General features: G+C 58.9%; 16 protein-coding genes. 13 read left to right on the top strand and 3 right to left on the bottom strand.

Annotation, left to right across the window (positions count from 1 at the left end; translation table 11 throughout):
• Positions 1 to 6: 6 nt before the first annotated feature.
• Genes J5M57_RS14955 through tssI form a run of 3 tightly spaced genes read right to left on the bottom strand, consistent with a single transcriptional unit; the run spans position 7 to position 4721 of the window.
• The gene (locus tag J5M57_RS14955; RefSeq protein WP_169842915.1) at positions 7 to 711 is read right to left on the bottom strand and encodes a DUF2931 family protein; all 705 of its coding nucleotides are present in this window, start codon (positions 709 to 711) and stop codon (positions 7 to 9) included.
• Positions 698 to 1369 (bottom strand): DUF2931 family protein, encoded by a 672-nt coding sequence (locus tag J5M57_RS14950; protein WP_207848619.1) that lies wholly within the window; start codon positions 1367 to 1369, stop codon positions 698 to 700. Before J5M57_RS14950 ends, J5M57_RS14955 begins: the two co-directional genes overlap by 14 nt.
• The gene (gene tssI, locus J5M57_RS14945) at positions 1362 to 4721 is read right to left on the bottom strand and encodes a type VI secretion system tip protein TssI/VgrG (RefSeq protein ID WP_207848618.1); all 3360 of its coding nucleotides are present in this window, start codon (positions 4719 to 4721) and stop codon (positions 1362 to 1364) included. Before tssI ends, J5M57_RS14950 begins: the two co-directional genes overlap by 8 nt.
• 715 nt (positions 4722 to 5436) lie before the next feature.
• Between tssI and tssA the strand changes: the two genes are divergently transcribed.
• From tssA to tssJ, 13 genes are all read left to right on the top strand, one after another.
• A complete protein-coding gene (tssA, locus tag J5M57_RS14940) occupies positions 5437 to 6999 on the top strand; it encodes a type VI secretion system protein TssA (protein ID WP_003229588.1) in 1563 nt (520 codons plus the stop codon).
• Positions 7000 to 7031: 32 nt separating this feature from the next.
• Positions 7032 to 7535 (top strand): type VI secretion system contractile sheath small subunit, encoded by a 504-nt coding sequence (tssB, locus tag J5M57_RS14935; RefSeq protein ID WP_003229587.1) that lies wholly within the window; start codon positions 7032 to 7034, stop codon positions 7533 to 7535.
• 25 nt (positions 7536 to 7560) lie between these two features.
• On the top strand, positions 7561 to 9036 hold the full coding sequence (gene tssC, locus J5M57_RS14930) for a type VI secretion system contractile sheath large subunit (protein WP_064589845.1): 1476 nt from the start codon (positions 7561 to 7563) through the stop codon (positions 9034 to 9036).
• A 9-nt stretch (positions 9037 to 9045) separates the two neighbouring features.
• Complete coding sequence (gene tssE / locus J5M57_RS14925; protein WP_064589844.1) at positions 9046 to 9453, top strand: type VI secretion system baseplate subunit TssE; 408 nt, start codon at positions 9046 to 9048, stop codon at positions 9451 to 9453.
• An 11-nt stretch (positions 9454 to 9464) separates the two neighbouring features.
• Entirely contained in the window at positions 9465 to 9977 is a 513-nt protein-coding gene (locus tag J5M57_RS14920) for a PAAR domain-containing protein (protein ID WP_169842919.1), read from the top strand.
• Positions 9974 to 10777: a hypothetical protein gene (locus J5M57_RS14915; RefSeq protein WP_169842920.1), complete on the top strand. Its 804-nt coding sequence runs from the start codon at positions 9974 to 9976 to the stop codon at positions 10775 to 10777. The genes J5M57_RS14920 and J5M57_RS14915 overlap by 4 nt, the downstream gene beginning before the upstream one ends.
• A 342-nt stretch (positions 10778 to 11119) precedes the next feature.
• Positions 11120 to 12907 carry a type VI secretion system baseplate subunit TssF gene (tssF, locus tag J5M57_RS14910; protein ID WP_207848617.1) on the top strand — a complete coding sequence of 596 codons (1788 nt, stop codon included), beginning with the start codon at positions 11120 to 11122 and terminating at the stop codon, positions 12905 to 12907.
• Entirely contained in the window at positions 12871 to 13878 is a 1008-nt protein-coding gene (gene tssG / locus J5M57_RS14905) for a type VI secretion system baseplate subunit TssG (RefSeq protein ID WP_064589840.1), read from the top strand. The genes tssF and tssG overlap by 37 nt, the downstream gene beginning before the upstream one ends.
• 11 nt (positions 13879 to 13889) lie before the next feature.
• Entirely contained in the window at positions 13890 to 16547 is a 2658-nt protein-coding gene (gene tssH, locus J5M57_RS14900) for a type VI secretion system ATPase TssH (protein ID WP_207848616.1), read from the top strand.
• Between the two features lie 10 nt (positions 16548 to 16557).
• Positions 16558 to 18078: a sigma 54-interacting transcriptional regulator gene (locus tag J5M57_RS14895; RefSeq protein ID WP_064589838.1), complete on the top strand. Its 1521-nt coding sequence runs from the start codon at positions 16558 to 16560 to the stop codon at positions 18076 to 18078.
• A 315-nt stretch (positions 18079 to 18393) separates the two neighbouring features.
• Positions 18394 to 18534, top strand: coding sequence for a hypothetical protein (locus tag J5M57_RS14890; protein WP_003229566.1), 141 nt, complete (start codon positions 18394 to 18396; stop codon positions 18532 to 18534).
• Between the two features lie 18 nt (positions 18535 to 18552).
• The gene (gene tagH, locus J5M57_RS14885) at positions 18553 to 19746 is read left to right on the top strand and encodes a type VI secretion system-associated FHA domain protein TagH (protein ID WP_083367533.1); all 1194 of its coding nucleotides are present in this window, start codon (positions 18553 to 18555) and stop codon (positions 19744 to 19746) included.
• A gap of 5 nt (positions 19747 to 19751) precedes the next feature.
• Positions 19752 to 20252 (top strand): type VI secretion system lipoprotein TssJ, encoded by a 501-nt coding sequence (tssJ, locus tag J5M57_RS14880; protein ID WP_007962325.1) that lies wholly within the window; start codon positions 19752 to 19754, stop codon positions 20250 to 20252.
• The last annotated feature ends 2 nt before the right edge of the window (positions 20253 to 20254 follow it).

Raw genomic sequence — 20254 nt, 5'->3', positions numbered from 1 at the left:
TGCTCCTTACCAGCTCCCGAAGGGGATGCCGAATTTTTCGATGTAGGCTTTTGATTCCGGTGATAGAGGCAGGGCGTACCGTCCCTCGTTTTTTCCTTGATACGGGCCTTGCTTCACTACACTCCCTTCGACCCGGGCAATCTCTACAGACTTGAGGCAAGGCCCTCCAAGCCAGACCTTCACTATGCCGCCGGGAGCCAAGCCGATTCCAACGTCGTCGCGGTAGTCAGTGATCCATTTCCCATCAAGCCTGCAGAAAGCTTTCTCGGGTTTGCGCATGATTTCCCGAGCTAACTCGGGAATGAGGATATAGGCCTCATAAGTCTGAGGTTCGGCCAGTGATTGCCAGCGTACGTAGATCAAGCGGGGCAGGTCGGCGCCGGTGATATCCCGCCCTGCGCCACTTCCGGGGTTTTCTGGCCACCCTGCGGGCGTGCCTTTGTTATCAGCGGGAGCTCTTACCGAAGCAATCCCGGCTCCGGCACGTCGGAATACTCGCTCTCGAATATCCACCACATCGGCGGTTTCAATCCAGACCTCCATATAGTCTGGTGCTCCAAAACCAAGAAACCATGGCTTTTTATCCGCTGATTGAGCATAGGCTTGCGTGCAACCCGCAAGCAGTAATCCCAACAGCAAAACTGCGATCGTTTGGGTGCGGTCTCGCGGAATGCTCGGTGTGTTAGCCGCATTGTAGTTACCACGAGCCATAGGGAATTCCGAATTTTTCGATATAGGCTTTGGACTCAGGTGAAAGAGGTAGTGCATAGCGGCCCTGACTTTTTCCTTGATCCGGGCCCTGCTTGTTGACGGTCCCTTCAACCCGGGCAATCTCAACTGCCTTCAGGCAAGTCCCTCCAAGCCAGACCTTCACTATGCCCCCCGGCGCAAGTCCAATACCCATATTGTCGCGGGATTCGGTGATCCACTCCCCACCAAACCTGCAGAAAGCTTTTTCGGACTTGCGCATGATTTCCCGGGCGGATTCCGGAATGACGATGTAAGCCTCATAGGTTTGAGATTCGGCAAGTGATTGCCATCGCACGTAGATCAGGCGTGGCAAATCGGCGCCGGTTACATATCTGCCTTTGCCTCTGCCGGGGTTTTCTAGCCAACCAGCGGGCTTTCCTTTGAGGCCAACGGGCGTTTGTACCGACGCAATACCAGCTCCAGCACGCCGGAACACTCGTTCCCGAACATCCACGACATCGGCGGTTTCAATCCAGACCTCCATGTAGCTGGGTGCTCCAAAGCCAAGGAACCAGGATGTTTTTTCCGACGCTTGGGAGATATTTTGTATGCAGCCAGCCAGTACAAATCCTAAGAAAAGCCACGCACCTTTGATGATGGGTCGATTGAAGTCATTCATCCAGGTGCACCACCCGTTGGTTTTTTTTAGCCGGTCGATTTATGAACACAATGCTCATATCACTGCTGTTCAGATTTTTGGCCGCGTTCCAATGAGCGGAAAGATGTATATATCGGCTCCGTAGCAAAGCTCTTTCTTCAATAGTCAGTCCTTCAACGGAGGACTCACCTAAGGCGTAAGCCTGGAGTTTCTTATGGATGAGTACCAACTCTTCGGGCAGAGTAAGAGCGGATGTCTCAGGGATAACTTTCAATGGCACACCGTTTCTGAGCGCAAGTTCACGCATGATGCGCAGATACACCAGCGACAGCTCACCATGAACGGGACGCTCAATGCGGGCTGCCGCGTAAACCTGCTTCTGGGGATCCGGGTTGGTTCTTCCCTTTTCTGTTGTTTGCGCAACAGGTCTTTCCCACACAGCCACCTGTAACTGGTTACCCGAACCGTCATCATCGATAACACCCTTTGCATACCATGAAAACGCTTCCTTCTCAGCTGCGATATAGGCCCCACTACGGGTCGCTTCTTTGCCTTGACTGATGGTGCTGGTGATTGGGTCGCTCAGCAGAAGTTTTTCCTTGGCTCTGGGTAAGTATCCACCGCCGAGATCGGAGTGTGAGCCGGGCAATAACAGATCAATTTCGCCCAAGCTGTTAAGCGCGAAATTCTCACGGTATTCATCACGCGCCACTAGATGCACCACCTTGTTGGCTAAACCTTCCGGCAGCCTTAATTCGAGCCCGGGGTTCCGACTGTTAGCGCCGGTAAAATCCAGCAGCCATGGGTTGGCGATTGCTGCGACGGTGTCGAACAGCCCGATGAAGTTGATCTGCGTGTCGATTTTCGGACGCCAGCTAAAGCCGTTTACCAAACCTTCGATGCCATTTGGAAACGATTTGGCAAGAAGCCCCCCACTACCTTTGAACACCTCATTGGCAAAGTGCCTTGCCGCTGCAGCTCCTCGACTGAAACCAAAAATATCGAATTCGATCTGTTGAATTACTAACTGCGGATTTCGTTCCATAAGCAGGCTTATCTGCTCCTTGATAACCGCTGGGCATTGTTCGACGCGTGCTACTACTCCTGTCTCGCCTCGACCTGTTGCTTGTGAGTAGAGAGAGTCGGTGCCATTGCTTTTGGTACCAATGCCTTCGATGTAAACCGCTATCGATGCGTTTTTAGTGGTATCCGGTAAAGCTTCGTACGTATGGTCGGTATACAACTCATACAACCGCACAATATTGCTCACATCATTTCCATAACTGTTATCCGGCGAGTTTCCATCCCCGTCGTAACCGTAAGCAGCGCAGTGTTTCTGTATCTCTTCGGCCGCCTCCGCGAGATTGGCATCCGGCGCGTAACAAGCGGCGACTGTTTCGCTGTTGGCCTTATTGTTCCCTGTCCCATCGAAAAACACTCCGATACGCAAAGTAATTCCCCCTGGCGTCTCATCGTCCAGCTCGACTTCTTCCTCCTCTTCTTCGAGTTCGTCGTCTGCGCGTGCGTGCACCGCTGGCGCAACGGGTAATGCGCCATCCAGTCCAGGCAGCAGCAGGTGGGGGACTTCACTGTCGTGTGGCTTGCGTCCCGTTTCAATTTCCGTGCTGCTGAAAATGCCGCCCGCGTCGATTACGAGGTGATGACCGCCGGCTTTCAGCGTGATGCTGGCGCCGGCATCCAGCACCACACTGGCGCCGGCCTTCAGATGCATTTGCTGGCCGGCCTCCATGTCGAGAGACCCTCCAGCGTGGGTGTAACTGTTGCCGCTGATGGTTTCGCGGCGCTCGTTGCCCACTTCGAGTTGAAGGCTGTTGCCGACTTTCTGCGCCATGTCACGTTGCGCACGCAGGTAGATCAGTTCCTGCCCCGCGCGATCTTCAATCGACAGTTCGTTGTAGCCGCCATTGCGCGGCGAGCTTTCACTGCGCAAGACGGTTCTGGTCTTGTGGTCGGGTAAAGAGTAGGGCGGCGCGGTCACCCTGTTGGCCACACAACCGGTGATCAGCGGCTTGTCCGGATCGCCCTCCAAAAAGGACACCACGACTTCCATGCCGACCCGCGGAATGGTCACGGCTCCAAAATGATCGCCGGCCCAACTGCTCGCTACGCGTACCCAACAACTGCTGCGCTCACTGTTGAGTTCGGCGCGATCCCAGGGGAGTTCTATTTTCACGCGACCGAATTCATCGCAGTAAATCTCTTCGTCTTCGGGGCCGGTAACCCGTGCGGTCTGAGTCACCAGCGGACGGCGTGGTGCAGGCAGCGGAGGCCGAAAAACCACCTCGGCGGGAATCACGCTAAAGCGATTTCGGTAGCCCTGGGTAAAACCATCGGCGGTTTTGACGTCGCTGGGGCCGGACTCCTCGAGCACTTGTGGCTGTCGGCCTTCATGGGCAACGCTGAGCAGAAGCCACAGGTCGTTGCACTTTTTACGCGGGTGTCCGGTCAGCTCAAACAGGTGACCGCAACGCAGATTCGTCTGATCGCTTTCGCCGTCGCCCAGTTCGTAGTCGCTACGGTGGCGCTCCAGTGCCTGCCGGGCAATTTGCTTGCCGCGCCTTTCGTTCTCGATCAGCAGTGGATAGCGGTAATCTTCGAGCGTTGGCGTGAACCCGGCGGTGAGGCGGCTTTCGAGCAACAGACTCGGGCGCTTCAGGTCGTAGTCACGGCGGGTGACGGAGCTGGTGCGCGTACTGTTACGCGTACTGTTACGCACACCAAATCGGCTGATCACCTGATGCTCGGCCACCATGCCGGATTCCTGCTTATACGGTGTCGCAGCCAATCTGGGGAGAAACACCTGGTCATCGGTGAACACCAGCCAATGGCCGTCGATCGAATGCTGGTGATGCCAGGCGATACCGTCCTCGGCGCACAGCCGCTGGATAAATTCAAAATCGCTTTCCGCGTATTGAGTGCAATAGTCGCGAGGCGGGTTCGGGGTGACATGAAAGGTGAACGCATCACCTTGAATACCGTGCCCCTTGAGCACCTGCGCGATGATCTGCGGCACCGTGCGCTGCTGAAAAATCCGTTGGTCATGGCTGAACTGCAAGTAGTACAACGCCGGCACCAGCGTCAGTTGGTAATCGGTAAGGCGATTTCCGCTTTCACCCATCCGCACATCTTCAATGCGTCCGTGAATACCTTCTTGGTTAAACCCGAATTGCAGAAACGCCGGCTGACTGAGCAGGCCCTCCAGATCGATATCCGCTCGTTCGCTGACCAGCTCGATGCGGATGGCGTACAGGCAGCTGATGGCTTCATCACCCTCAAATGCGAGCACCTTGAAGTCGTGGCGAACGCCGGGAATTTGCAGGTTAAAAGGCGCGCAATTGCCCGTACTGAACATACGCTTGTCCGTAAGCAAGGTGAGTCGATGCGCGGTGTTCGATCGTCCCTGATCGCCACGCGAAAAGAATCTGCCAAGGCAAGCTAGCAACGCGGGAAATAAATTGATGTAAGAAGTATCTCTGACATTTGTCAGAGTATTCCGGGGGTGAAAGTGTTGTGCAGATTGAAGGAAATGACTGTAGGACGTCACTTCGATAATTATTGAGTTGGTACTGAAGTACACCATTCACGAGGTGAATAAAGTTTCAAAAGAATGAATTGCCATCAAATTGATGGCACTTTTGTTGTTGAACGTTGTCACCGGCCAATTGTTTGTAAAATTCGGCAAGTTTTCAGAAGAATCCTACTTCTATTTTTTTCAAGAGTTGTCATGCTTGCCGCCGTGTAATGGGGCGAACGCTCGAGGCTAAACGCTTCGTTCGGACCGGGGCGCTCTGGATCAAGGGTTCTGAGGGGGTTGGGCAAATGCGTGCAATATAAATCGCCATCAGGGATTCCCCTGTCACATATAGGGCGATCTCCTACACGGCCCAATGAACACTTCGTCTTGTTGTTTAATCAGATGCTTGCTAGTGGCCATCATAGTGATTACGATGCGCCCACTTGAAAGAGCACATCTCAATTGGATGAGTCGCTTTACTGCTCTTCGATACTGTCCCGCGCCGTGGCAACTCCAATAGGCGCATGACTGTAATCCTAAATAAAGGCCATGGATGTCCTACTCAAGCAAACTTTCCGCCCATTACCTCGAACTCGCAAAAGTCTCTGTTTCCAAAGAGAATTTCGCGGGCGAAGACGTTCGTTTCTCGAGCGAATTCGAGGCGCTGGAAAGCGAGCTGGCCAAAGCTTCGTCGATGCACGAAAGCGGGCAGATCGACTGGCTGAAAATCCGTGAAAACAGCGAAAACCTGCTGCGTACCCAATCCAAGGATTTGCGGGTCGGCGCTTGGCTGACCTGGTCGTTGTACCAGCGCGAATCCTTCCCCGGGCTGCTGGCCGGCCTCGGCTTGCTGCACCATCTGTCGGAAAACCACTGGGCCGACGTTCACCCGCTCAAACCTCGCACCCGTGCCGCCGCCATCGGCTGGCTGGTACCGCGCCTGGAGCAGGTGCTCACCGAAAACATTGCGATCAAGGAACAGCTGCCGATGTTCCGGCAGTTGTCCGAGCATCTGGCCGGCCTCGATGCCGCGTGCACCGAGCACCTGGGCGACGACGCGCCGCTGCTGCTGCCGCTGTCCCGTCGCCTGAAAACCATGATCCAGCGTGCGGCCGATAACCAGCCCGCTCCCGGCGTGGTCGGCGCGGCGGTGGCGCAGGTCAAGCAGGCCGCGAGCCAGTTGCTCACCCCCGGCGCACCGATCGACAACGAAAAAGACGCCTACAAGGCCTTGCGCGCCCAGCAGGAAAGCGCGCGCCCGTTGTGTGCCTGGTGGCTCAAGCAGAAAGCCACTGACCTGCGCGCCCTGCGCCTGAACCGCACCTTGCTCTGGCTGCCGATCGACGCGGTGCCCGAGCGCAACGCCGAGCAGATCACCGTGCTGCGCGGCCTGCCTGTCGACAAACTCAAGCAGTACCAGGATCGCTTCGATCAAGGCAAATACGCCGACCTGCTGGTGGAACTGGAGGCGAGCCTGGCGAAGGCGCCGTTCTGGTTCGATGGCCAGAGGATGGTCTGGGAATGTCTCCAGAACCTCAACGCCGAGATGGCAATGCGCGAAGTGGAAATCCACTTCGCGCTTTTGGTTCAGCGCCTGCCCGGCATCATCGAATGTCGTTTCCATGACGGCGCACCGTTTGCCGATCCGTCCACCCGGGCGTGGATCGCCGGCAACGTCATGCCGCACCTGCAAAGCGCCAGCGCGCCGCGCAAGGTCGAAACCGATGACGTCGAAACCCAGCCCGCCTGGGAAAAGGCCCTGCAGGAAGTGCTGCCGCTGCTGCGCAAGGAAGGCCTCAAGCCTGCCGTGCAGATTCTCAAGCAGGGGCTGCAATCGGCCCATGGTGGCCGCGAGCGGTTTTTCTGGCAGTTCGCCCTCGCGCGGCTGTGCTTCATGGCCAAGAAGTACGAACTGGCCAAGAACCAGCTGGAAACCCTCGATCAGACATTACAGGACTCAGGCCTGCACGCCTGGGAGCCCGATCTTGCATTGGAAGTGCTGCACCTGCTGCACAGTTGCTGCGAGTTGTTGCCGCAGAACCATGCAGTGCGTGAACGCAAGGAAGAGATTTATCGCAGGCTGTGCCACCTCGACCTCGAAGTGGTACTCGAATAGGCCCCAGGGCCACAACCGCAAGGAGAAAAGCCATGGCCAAAGAAGGCTCGGTAGCCCCCAAGGAACGCATCAACGTCACCTTCAAACCCGCCACCGGCGGTGCTCAGGAAGAGATTGAACTGCCGCTGAAGCTGCTGGCAATCGGTGACTACACCCACCGCAAGGACGATCGCAAAATCGAAGATCGCAAGCCGATCAGCATCGACAAGATGACCTTCGACGAAGTGTTGGCCAAGCAAGAACTGGGTCTGACGCTGAGCGTGCCGAACCGTCTGCAGGAAGATGGCGAGGCCGACGAGCTGGCTGTGCAACTGCGCGTCAATTCGATGAAGGACTTCAACCCGGCCAGCCTGGTCGAGCAAGTGCCTGAGCTGAAAAAACTGATGGAACTGCGCGATGCGCTGGTGGCCCTCAAAGGCCCGCTGGGTAACGCACCTGCGTTCCGTAAAGCGATCGAAGGCGTGCTCGCCGACGACGAATCCCGCGGTCGCGTACTCGGTGAGCTGGGCCTGAACGCCGCAGCCCCGGACGCCTGAGACTCCAGCCAAGGAAGCCAACACAATGAGCACTAGCGCAGCACAAGAGAAGAGCGCCGCCAGCGGCGAGTACAGCATTCTCGACAGCATCATCGCCGAAACCCGTCTGACTCCGGACGACGAAGCCTACGACATCGCCAAGCGTGGCGTGTCGGCGTTCATCGAAGAACTGCTCAAGCCGCAGAACAACGGTGAGCCGGTCAAGAAGGCCATGGTTGACCGCATGATCGCCGAGATCGATGCCAAGCTCAGCCGTCAGATGGACGAAATCCTGCACCACCCGGACTTCCAGGCCCTGGAATCGTCGTGGCGCGGCCTGCAGTTGCTGGTCGATCGCACCAACTTCCGCGAAAACATCAAGATCGAAATCCTCAACGTCTCCAAAGAAGACCTGCTGGACGATTTCGAAGACTCGCCGGAAGTCATGCAGTCGGGCCTGTACAAGCACATCTACACCGCTGAATACGGCCAGTTCGGTGGTCAGCCGGTGGGCGCGATCATCGCCAACTACTACATGTCCCCAAGTTCGCCGGACGTGAAACTGATGCAGTACGTGGCCAGCGTATCCTGCATGTCCCACGCGCCGTTCATCGCCGCGGCCGGCCCGAAATTCTTCGGTCTGGAAAGCTTCACCGGCCTGCCGGATCTGAAAGATCTGAAAGACCACTTCGAAGGCCCGCAATTCGCCAAATGGCAGAGCTTCCGTACTTCGGAAGACTCCCGCTACGTTGGCCTGACCGTGCCGCGTTTCCTGCTGCGTAACCCGTACGACCCGGAAGAAAACCCGGTCAAGTCGTTCGTGTACAAGGAAACCGTTGCCAACAGCCACGAGCACTACCTGTGGGGCAACACCGCTTTCGCGTTCGGCACCAAGCTGACCGACAGCTTCGCCAAATTCCGCTGGTGCCCGAACATCATCGGCCCGCAGAGCGGTGGCGCGGTTGAAGACCTGCCGCTGCACCACTTCGAAAGCATGGGCGAAATCGAAACCAAGATCCCTACCGAGGTTCTGGTTTCCGACCGTCGTGAATACGAATTGGCCGAGGAAGGCTTCATCTCCCTGACCATGCGTAAAGGCTCCGACAACGCGGCGTTCTTCTCCGCCAGCTCGGTGCAGAAGCCGAAGTTCTTCGGCATCAGCGCAGAAGGCAAGGCGGCAGAGCTGAACTACAAGCTCGGTACCCAACTGCCGTACATGATGATCGTCAACCGCCTGGCTCACTACTTGAAAGTGCTGCAGCGCGAGCAACTCGGTTCGTGGAAAGAGCGTACCGACCTCGAGCTGGAACTGAACAAGTGGATCCGCCAGTACGTGGCCGACCAGGAAAACCCGAGCGCCGAAGTGCGTGGCCGTCGTCCGCTGCGCGCTGCGCAAGTGATCGTCAGCGACGTTGAAGGCGAGCCGGGCTGGTACCGCGTCAGCTTGAACGTGCGTCCGCACTTCAAGTACATGGGTGCCGATTTCACCCTGTCGCTGGTTGGCAAGCTGGACAAAGAGTAAGAGCGACTCATGGACGGATACGGCAGCCTGTTCGAACGCCTCAACGGCGACGCGCAACAACGCAAGGGCAACAGCCTTGAGGCTTGTGCCATGGCGTCGGTGGCTGCCCATCTGGCCAAAATGCTCAGCACCCGGGCCGGCAGCGTGCAAACGCTGTCCGACTACGGGTTGCCCGATCTCAATGACATGCGCCTGAGCCTGCACGACTCCCTGAGTCAGGCCCGCCTGGCCATCGAAAGCTTCATCGAAGCCTACGAGCCGCGTCTGAGCAACGTGCGTGTCATTTCCCTGCCGCGTGACCACGACCAGCTGCGGCTGGCCTTCAGCATCGAAGGCCTGCTGGAAGTCGAGGGTTTCAAGCGTCAGGTCAGTTTTTCCGCGCGCCTGGATGGCAGCGGTCAAGTGAAGGTCAACTAAGGAGAATCCCGATGTCTGGCAAACCAGCAGCACGCGTATCCGACCCCACCGCTTGCCCACTTCCAGGCCACGGCACCAACCCGATCGCCGCCGGTTCCGGCGACGTGTTCTTCGACGGCCTCGCGGCCGCCCGTGAAGGCGATGCCTCTGCGTGTGGTGGTGCGATGGTCGGCGGTTTGGCCACGACGGTGAAAATCAACGGCAAGTCTGCTGCCACTGTTGATTCCGTGGGCTCCCACGGCAACAAGGTTACGGCTGGGTCTTCGACGGTGATTATCGGGAACTCGCATACTCCGGCGCCGTTTGTGCCGCCGTTGCCATTAATGCTTTTCTCCCACACGCAGCATGTAGTAATGGAAGATCAGGATGGAAATCCTCTTCAAGATATTCCCTATCAAATTACGACAGCTAAAGGGAAAGTTATTACTGGGCAGAGCGACGCAATGGGTAGAACCCAGTTGGTCGGAGGAGAGGCAGGAGAAACCTTCGACTTTCATGCGGCTACTGATGGGGCAGTGGTATGAGTGCAGAAGTGTTGTCGACGTTAATGGCTCGTTCAGTTGCATTAACGCCTAAGGCGGATAAAACTCCAAAAAAAGTGACATACAAGGTTTTTTGGAAAACAACAGCTTTTTGGACGGAAGCGCATATTGCGGATTACCACAAAGAAGCCCCTGAAATTGCAGAGCGCTTAATCGTCGAGAAGTACTGGGCGAAGGATGGAGATATTAAAGGAAACAAATTCACCTGTGAGGACTTTGCTATAAGGTTGCTCTGTGAATTTGCTTCTAAGCGAGGGTTACCGGTTAAGCTTAAAACTGGGGTGAGAACATACCGGAATATGGAGAACTATACCGCTGCGGAGCATGATCGCTACGTTTCGCATATGTATGGTTTTTGCGAGATGGTTATGTTGACTTATGGTGCACCAGATATGCAGCGTGTCGGCGTTAACACAACGTCGATCGAAACGGCTGAAGCTTTGCTGCCTGGAGACATCCTCGCACAAGCCTTAGATCGCCCAAAAGACATAGCGCACCATATTCAAATTGCCATAGCTGTCAGCGATTCGAAAATCGAAATCAGACAGGGGAACACTGGTGGCATAAGCGTTCGTCCTTTCACCACGGTTCAAAAGTGGTTTGGGTCGAATATGGCTGACCCTCAAAACTCTGGTTACGCAGGGATGCCTATAGAAAAGGGCAACTACACAAAGTCAGGTATAGGGTGGACGTACCGAAATGAAAGTACAGGCTCAATGGCGGAAGACTTCTTGAAAAAATTCCTGTTCTATCGCTGGAATTTTTTGGAGTTTAATAAATGACTATCCAAGACTATTTCGCAAGTGTCGCTGATAGTGATCTATTTGGTCTTCTGGCAATCGTTTGCCTGTTGGTTGCCTTCCTTGGTTGCTTTTCAAAGTTTCGGCAGTCACGTTTTCATAAGATCATGATGTATGTTTGTGTGTTGATAGTACCTGTTATGCATTTGTTGGGTACTTATTTTTTGAATCAAACACCGGCATGAGCAAGCTTAGCCTTAGCTTTGGTCGGAATTGCGGCGTTGGAAGTTTCGCTCGCTTGGCTATTGGTCAGTTGATCATCAGTCGTAGTTGTTCACGTACTGCGGCAAATACACTTTAAATTCATGATCAGGCAGTTAGTCCATGTCCTTTAACCACTACTACCAAAGCGAACTCACCGCACTGCGCCAACTGGGCCGCCGTTTCGCCGAGCGTAGTCCGGCGTTGGCGCCGTTCCTGGGCCAGGCCGGGCGGGATCCGGATGTGGAGCGGTTGCTGGAAGGTTTTGCGTTCCTTACCGGGCGGCTGCGGCAGAAGCTCGATGACGAGCTGCCAGAGCTCAGCCACTCGCTGATGCAGCTGCTGTGGCCGAACTACATGCGCCCGCTGCCGGCGTTCAGCATTCTGCAGTTCGATCCGTTGAAGCGTTCGGGCCCGGCGCTGGTGGTCGAGCGCGATACGCCAGTTGAAAGCAAACCGATCGAAGACGTGCGCTGCCGTTTCCGCACCTGCTACCCGACTGAAGTGTTGCCGCTGGATCTGGCTGCGCTGAATTACTCGGTGAAGGGCGATGGTTCGCTGCTCAGCCTGCGTCTGGAGATGAGCGCCGACGGCCACCTCGGTGAGCTGGAACTGAGCAAGCTGCGCCTACACTTTGCCGGTGAGCGCTACATCAGCCAGATGCTCTACCTGAGCCTGCTGCGCAACCTGGAAGGCATCGAACTGATCCCGCTCGACGGTGCCGGCAAGCCAATCGATGGCGTGGCCGGCAAACCGATGGCGTTCAAGATTCCGGGTGACCGGGTCAAGCCAGTGGGCTTTGCCGAAGAGGAAGCGTTGATCCCGTATCCGCTGAACACCTTCCGTGGCTATCGCTACCTGCAGGAATACTTCGCCTTCCAGGACAAGTTCCTGTTCGTCGACGTCAACGGTCTGGACATCCTCAAGGCGCTGCCGGAAGACACCCTCAAGCAAATGCGCGGCCTGGAGTTGCGTTTCGATATCCGCAAGAGCGGCATCATGCGCATGCGTCCGACCCTGGATAACGTGAAGCTGTTCTGCACGCCGATTGCCAACCTGTTCGCGCACGACGCCCTGCCGATCCGCCTCGACGGCAAGCAGGATGAATACCTGCTGCTGCCGGCGGAATACGATCTGGAAAACTGCGGCGTGTTCTCGGTGGAAACCGTCACCGGCTGGAAGCCTGGCGGCCTCGGTTATCAGGAATACGTGCCGTTCGAATCGTTCGAGCACGACCCGAGTTTTGACGTGCCCAACAGCCGTCCGCATTACAGCATCCGCCAGCGTTCGTCGCTGCTGCACGACGGCCTCGACACCTACCTGAGCTTCGGCATCCGCCACACCGAAGCCCACGAAACCCTGTCGATCGAGCTGATGTGCACCAACCAGAACCTGCCGCGCAAGCTCAAGCTTGGCGACATCTGCATGGCCTGCGAAGACACCCCGGAGTTCCTCTGTTTCCGCAACATCACCCCGGCTACGTCGAGCTTCGCGCCGCCGCTGAACCGTGACTTCCTGTGGAAGCTGATCAGCAACATGTCGCTCAACTATCTGTCGCTGGCCGACGTCAATGCGTTGAAGGTGATTCTCGAAACCTACGACCTGCCGCGCTACTACGACCAGCACGCGGAGAAGGTCAGCAAGCGCCTGCTCGGCGGCCTCAAGCACATCAAGCACCACCACGTTGACCGGCTGCATCGGGGTTTGCCGGTGCGCGGTCTGCGCACCGAACTGACCATCGATCCGGAAGGGTATATCGGCGAGGGCGACCTGTTCGTGTTCGCCTCGGTTCTTAACGAGTTTTTCGCGCTTTACGCCAGTCTCAATTCGTATCACGAGCTGCGGGTAAAAAGCACACAGGGAGAGGTGTACCAATGGACACCACGTATGGGCCTGCAGCCCCTGCTTTAAGCGGGCTGACGAAGGTAATACGCGAGTACTCGCTGTTTCAGGCCGTGCTGCTGGTGATCGATCGGCTGCGCGATGCTCACCCGTACCTGAGCGAAGACGATTTGTACGATCAGGTCGAGTTCCAGGCCAACCCGAGCCTGGGCTTTCCGCGCAGCGACGTCGATCGTGTGGAGTTTTTCGAAGAGCACGGGCAGATGCGTGCGCGCATCCGTTTCAACCTGATCGGTCTGGTCGGTTCCGGTTCGCCGCTGCCGGCGTTCTATGGCGAACAGGCGTTGGGCGACAGCGAGGATGGCAACCCGACGCGCAACTTCCTCGACCTGTTCCACCATCGCCTGCAACGGTTGATGCTGCCGATCTGGCGCAAGTATCGCTATCGCGCCAGCTTCCAGAGCGGCGCGATCGACCCGTTCTCCTCGCAGTTGTTCGCCCTGATCGGTCTGGGCGGCGACGAGATCCGCAAGGCCAAGGAGCTGAACTGGAAACGCCTGCTGCCGTACCTCGGCTTGCTCAGCTTGCGGGCGCACTCCGCGGCGCTGATCGAAGCCGTGCTGCGTTACTACTTCAAGCACGAAGACCTGGTCATCGAGCAGTGCATCGAGCGTCGCGTGGAGATCCTCGACGAGCAGCGCAACCGTCTCGGTCGCGCCAACAGCCTGCTCGGTGAAGACCTGGTCCTGGGCGAGCGAGTGCGCGACCGCAGCGGCAAATTCCGCATTCACATCACCGAACTCGACTGGGAGCGATTCCACGAATTCCTGCCCATCGGTTTCGGTTACCAGCCGCTCTGTGCGCTGGTGCGGTTCACCTTGCGTGACCCGCTCGATTACGACATTCGCCTGGTGCTGCGCCCGGAAGAAATCCGCGAACTGCGCATTGGTGAGAAGAACGACTGTCGCCTGGGTTGGACCAGTTGGCTGGGCTGCGAGAAAGCAGACGGCGTGGTGACCCTGGGCAGCAAAATTCATTAAGGACGTGAGCCATGATCAACGTAGACCTGCAACAACTCATCCAGGCGCTGGACGCCGAAACCCGTCGTGACCTGGAGCGTTCGGCCGAACGTTGCGTGGCCCGTGGCGGCAGCAAGATCCTCGTCGAAGACCTGCTGCTGGGTCTGCTGGAACGTCCGAACGGCTTGCTGTCGCGCGCGCTGCAGGATGCAGACGTCGACGCCGGTGAACTGAGCGCCGCGCTGCAATCTCGCGTTGAACACAGCGCCTCGCGCAACCCGGTGTTCGCCCCGGAGCTGGTGCAGTGGCTGCAAGACGCGCTGCTGGTGGCCAACCTTGAACTGGGCCAGACCCAGGTCGAAGACGCCGCGCTGATCCTCGCCTTGCTGCGCAACCCGATGCGCTACGCCGGCAGCCGTTATCAGCCGCTGCTCGCCAAGTTGAACATCGATCGCCTGAAAGAATTTGCCCTGTCGCAACAGGAGCAACCGGCGGCCAATGGCAAGCCGGCAGCCCAGGGCGAATCGCTGCTGCAGCGCTTCACCCACAACCTGACCCAGCAGGCCCGCGACGGCAAACTCGACCCGGTGCTGTGCCGCGATGGCGCAATCCGCCAGATGGTCGACATCCTCGCCCGCCGCCGCAAGAACAACCCGATCGTGGTCGGTGAGGCCGGCGTCGGTAAAACCGCCATTGTCGAAGGCCTGGCCTCGCGCATCGCTGCCGGTGAAGTGCCGCAGGTGCTCAAGGGTGTTGAACTGCTGTCGCTGGACATGGGCCTGCTGCAGGCGGGTGCCAGCGTCAAAGGTGAATTCGAGCGTCGTCTCAAAGGCGTGATCGACGAAGTCAAAGCCTCGCCGAAACCGATCATTCTGTTCATCGACGAAGCCCACACCTTGATCGGCGCTGGCGGCAATGCCGGCGGTTCCGACGCAGCCAACCTGTTGAAGCCGGCACTGGCGCGTGGCGAACTGCGCACCATCGCCGCCACCACTTGGGCCGAGTACAAGAAATACTTCGAGAAAGACCCGGCACTGGCCCGTCGTTTCCAGCCGGTGCAACTGCACGAACCGACCGTCAGCGAAGCGGTGACCATCCTCCGGGGTCTGGCCCAGGTTTACGAAAAAAGCCACGGCATCTACCTGCGTGATGACGCGGTGGTCTCGGCGGCCGAATTGTCCGCGCGTTATCTGGCCGGTCGGCAACTGCCGGACAAAGCCGTCGACGTCCTCGATACCGCGTGCGCCCGCGTGCGCATCAGCCTCGCCGCCGCGCCGGAAAGCCTTGAGCGTCTGCGTGGCGAACTGGCCGAAGGTGGCCGTCAGCGTCAGGCCCTGCGCCGCGACGCTGAAGCCGGTCTGTTGATCGACCACGAAGCGCTGGAAGCACTGGAAGCGCGGCTGGACGAAGCCGAAAACGAACGGGTCGCGCTGGAAAGCCTGTGGACCGAACAGAAGCAACTGGCCGAGCGCCTGCTGGAACTGCGTCAGCAACTGGCCAAGGCCCGCGAAGCCGCCGCCGTCGAGCCGACCGTCAGTGTTGAAGAAGACGCCGAAGGCACGGTGATCGAAACTCTCGTTGCCGAGGTCGAGGAAGGCCAGAGCGTCGAAGCGCTGGAGGCCGAGCTGAACAAGACCCACAGCGAGCTGACGGCCGCGCAGGTCAAAGAGCGTCTGGTCAGCTTCGAAGTCTGCCCGCGTCTGGTGGCTGAAGTGATCAGCGCCTGGACCGGCGTGCCACTGGCGCAACTGGCCCGCGAGCACAACGCCAAGGTCGCCAGCTTCGCCACCGACCTGCGCACGCGGATCCGCGGTCAAGAGCAAGCCGTGCACGCACTGGACCGCTCGATGCGCGCCACCGCCGCCGGCCTGAACAAGCCTGATGCACCGGTCGGCGTGTTTCTGCTGGTCGGCCCGAGCGGCGTCGGCAAGACCGAAACCGCGCTGGCCCTCGCTGACCTGCTGTACGGCGGCGACCGTTTCATCACCACCATCAACATGTCCGAGTTCCAGGAGAAGCATACCGTTTCGCGTCTGATCGGTGCGCCACCGGGCTACGTCGGTTACGGCGAGGGCGGCATGCTCACCGAAGCGGTGCGCCAGAAGCCGTACTCGGTGGTGTTGCTCGATGAAGTCGAAAAGGCCGATCCGGACGTGCTCAACCTGTTCTACCAGATCTTCGACAAGGGGGTGGCCAACGACGGCGAAGGTCGCGAAATCGACTTCCGCAACACCTTGATCCTGATGACCTCGAACCTGGGCAGCGACAAGATCAGCGACCTCTGCGAAGACGGCGCCCGTCCGACCGCCGAGCTGCTCGAAGAGACCATTCGCCCGGTGCTGAGCAAACACTTCAAACCGGCGCTGCTGGCGCGGATGAAAGTGGTGCCGTATTACCCGGTCGGCGGCCCAGTGCTGCGCGAGCTGATCGAGATCAAACTCGGTCGTCTTGGCGAGCGCCTCAACCGTCGTCAGCTGGATTTCAGCTGGTGCCAGAACCTCGTCGATCACCTGTCCGAGCGCTGCACGCAAAGCGAGAGCGGCGCACGCCTGATCGACCATCTGCTCGACCAGCATGTGCTGCCGCTGGTGGCCGACCGCTTGCTCGATGCGATGGCTACCGGTGAAAGCCTCAAGCGTGTGCATGCCACGCTCGACGGCAACGCCAGCGTGACGTGCGAGTTCGCCTGAGGTGGGTGTGATGTTCACTCAAGTGCCGCAGCCACTGGTCTATGCCGAAGCCTTGCTGGCGCAGTTCGCCAGCCTGTCGCGCGCGGCGGACGGGGCTGCGCTGCTGGGTGACTTCGTGCGTGGACTGGCCGAGCTGAGCGGTTGCGAATTGACCCAGCTGTACCTGCTCGACGCCACCCACACCTGCCTGGGGATGAACGCCGAATGCCTGGACGGCGCGCTGCAACCGCGCGCCGCCACCAGCCTGCCGGCGGACTACAACGGTGAGCAACTGCTGCAGTTTGCCCTGTGCCAGAACCGCGTGGTCTGCCTCGACGATCTGGGCGCCAGCCTGCACGAAACCAGTTTTCTGCCGGCCACTGCTGGTGCCTGGCAATCGCTGCTGTGCGTGCCGCTGGTCAATCAGCACAAAGCGGTCGAAGGCTTGTTGCTGTGTGCCAGTCGTCGTCGCGTGGATCTGCAAGGCTTTGCCGATTCGCTCGGTCAGCTGGGTTCGTTCGTGCTTGGGCAACTGCACTTGCTGCAGCGTCTGCGCCAGCCGCTGGCGGAATCGGCCACGGTGGCGCGCAGTGTGCCGAGCATCAACGGCTATGGCCTGATCGGCAAAAGCGCGGCGATGCGCCAGACCCATTCGTTGATCAGCAAAGTCCTGCATAGCCCTTACACCGTGCTGTTGCGCGGCGAAACCGGCACCGGCAAAGAAGTGGTCGCGCGGGCGATTCACGATTGCGGCCCGCGTCGCTCTCAGGCGTTCATCGTGCAGAACTGCGCAGCAGTCCCGGAAAACCTGCTGGAAAGCGAACTGTTCGGCTATCGCAAAGGTGCTTTCACCGGTGCCGACCGTGACCGTGCGGGTCTGTTCGATGCGGCCAACGGTGGCACGCTGTTGCTCGACGAGATCGGCGACATGCCGCTGTCGTTGCAAGCGAAGATATTGCGTGTGTTGCAGGAAGGCGAGATTCGCCCGCTGGGTTCCAACGACACCCACAAGATCGACGTGCGCATCATCGCCGCGACGCACCGCGATCTGTCGACGCTGGTCAGCGAAGGCAAATTCCGCGAGGACCTTTACTACCGCCTCGCGCAGTTCCCGATCGAACTGCCGGCCCTGCGTCAGCGTGAGGGCGACATCCTCGAACTGGCCCACCACTTCGCCGAGAAGACCTGCGCGTATTTGCAGCGTGATCCGGTGCGCTGGTCGAGCGCGGCGCTGGAACATCTGTCCGGGTACAACTTCCCCGGCAACGTGCGTGAACTCAAGGCCCTGGTCGAGCGCGCCGTGCTGTTGTGCGAGGGCGGTGAGTTGCTGGCCGAGCATTTCTCTCTGCGTATGGAGCCGATGCCCGAAGACCACAGCGGCCTGAATCTGCGCGAACGCCTGGAAAAGGTCGAACGCACGCTGTTGCTCGACTGCCTGCGCAAGAACGACGGCAACCAGACCCTCGCCGCCCGCGAACTGGGCTTGCCACGACGCACGCTGCTGTACCGCCTCGGGCGCCTGAATATCAATTTGGGTGACTTCGATGGTTGATCTGCAGAAGTGTCCTGAATCGGAATATTCCTCTGTGGCGAGGGAGCTTGCTCCCGCTCGGCTACGCAGCAGTCGCAACCCGATGAACTCGGTTTCCCTGAGGCATCGCAGTGTCTGGTTTTGGGGCTGCTGCGCACCCCGGCGGGAGCAAGCTCCCTCGCCACAAATTGCTCACTTGCCACAAGAGGTACTTGTACCTCGATGGTCTGGCTCAAGGCCCCGATGTAGAGCCTTCGAGACCACCCAAAGAATTAATTTCAGCGCCGCCCGCAAGGGTCGGCGCTTTGTGCTTTGTCTACCCCTGGAGACCCTCTGATGTCTGTTCGTCACTGGCACGCTGTCCTGCTGACCCTCGTCGTTCTATGCGGCCTTGGCGGCTGTAGCGGCAATTACAAATTCAACGACAACGACTATCGCCCGTTGGGTGATCCGCAAGCGGTCAATCGCGGCAAGTGACCGCAAGGAGCATCAAACATGGAACTGGTTTTCGAAATGCTGAACACCAAGCAGTTCGTGCCCACCGAGCTGTGCCAGAAGACCTTCAAACAGGCCGGCGGCGTGATCGGGCGGGGCGAGGACTGCGACTGGATCATTCCTGACCGCAAGCGTCATCTGTCCAATCACCACGCGATCGTCAGCTACCGCGAAGGTACGTTTTTCCTGACCGACACCAGCAGCAACGGTGTCCAGGACGGTGACAGCGGCGCGCGCCTGCACAAGGGTGAACCGGTGCGCATCGAGCACGGCAGCACCTACGTGCTCGGCGACTTCGAGATCCGTGCACGGCTGGTGCGTGACCCGGCGACCTTCGACGGTGAAGTCGGCCGTCCGCGTGCCGCCGGCAGCATCATTCCGGACGACGCGTTTCTCGACCTCGATCCGCTCAACGCCCTCGAACAGCAAGAGCGCGTGTACTCGGAAATCGACGAGCTGCTGGCACCGAACACCAAGCCGGAAGACACCCGCCAGCGCGCCGACTACGCGCGCATCGACATGGAAAGCCTGATGGTGCCGGAGCTGATTGCCCCGGTTGAACCCGAGCCAGCTCCGGCCCCGAAAGCCGTCGAGCGTCAGAGCGAAGGGTTCTGGGAGCATTTCGGCGCGGCGCTGGGTGTGGATGTCAAAAGCCTCGATCACGACGCCCGCGAAGCCTTGGCGCTGAACGCCGCGCGTCTGCTGCGCCAGAGCATCGGCGGTTTGCAGCAGAGCCTGCGCACTCGTTCGGAGCTGAAAAACGAACTGCGTCTGGCCCAGACCACCGTGCAAGGCACCAACAAGAACCCGCTGAAATTCGCCGTCGATCCGAGCGAAGCGCTGGAGATTCTGTTGCAGCCGCACAAGCCCGGTCATCTGCCGGCCGAACAGGCGATCTCTCGGGCGTTCCGCGATCTGCAGGCGCATCAGGTGGCTTTGCTCACCGCCAGCCGGGCCGCCGTACGCGGCACTCTGGAGCACTTCTCGCCAGAGCAACTGACCCTGCGTTTCGAGCGCGACAACAAGCCGTTGATCGCCACCTCGGGCGGACGCTGGAGAGCGTTCGGCCGTTACCACCAGGCACTGCGTCAGGACGATGACTGGAGCGAGCGTCTGCTGGCCCGCGACTTCGCCCAGGCCTACGAAGAACAGATCCGCCTGATCTCCACCCTCCACACCGACCACCAAGGATGATGCGCATGTCTCGCCGCTCGACCGCTTTTTTCAAGACGCTGACTGCGCTCACCGTGCTGGTGCTGCTGGCCGGATGCTCGTCGCTGTCGCCGTACTCGAAAGTGACCAAGATCAACCTGAAGCTGACCGGCAGCGATCAGCTCAACCCGGACCTCAACGGTCGCCCGTCGCCGATCGTCGTGCGCCTGTTCGAGCTCAAGCACCCGGTGACCTTCGAGAACGCTGATTTCTTCAGCCTTTACGAGCGTGCCAAGGAATCCCTCAACCCGGATCTGGTGGCCAGCGAAGAACTCGAACTGCGCCCGGGTGAAACCGTGGAAATGAAGCTCAGCGTGGAGGAGGGCAGCCGCTACGTCGGCGTTCTCGCCGCCTACCGCGATCTGCCGGAAACCAAGTGGCGCTATACCGTGCAGGTCACGCCGCTGGAGCTGACCGAAGCTGATCTGACCCTGGATCAGGCGGGTATCCGCAACACCCATGAAGCGCTCGCCAAGGCGGATGACTGAAC

Origin of the sequence: Pseudomonas sp. 86_A, assembly GCF_017491705.1 — a bacterium.
In the GTDB taxonomy this organism is placed as follows: Bacteria; Pseudomonadota; Gammaproteobacteria; order Pseudomonadales; family Pseudomonadaceae; genus Aquipseudomonas; species Aquipseudomonas koreensis.
This window is presented reverse-complemented; position numbering and strand designations above follow the sequence as displayed.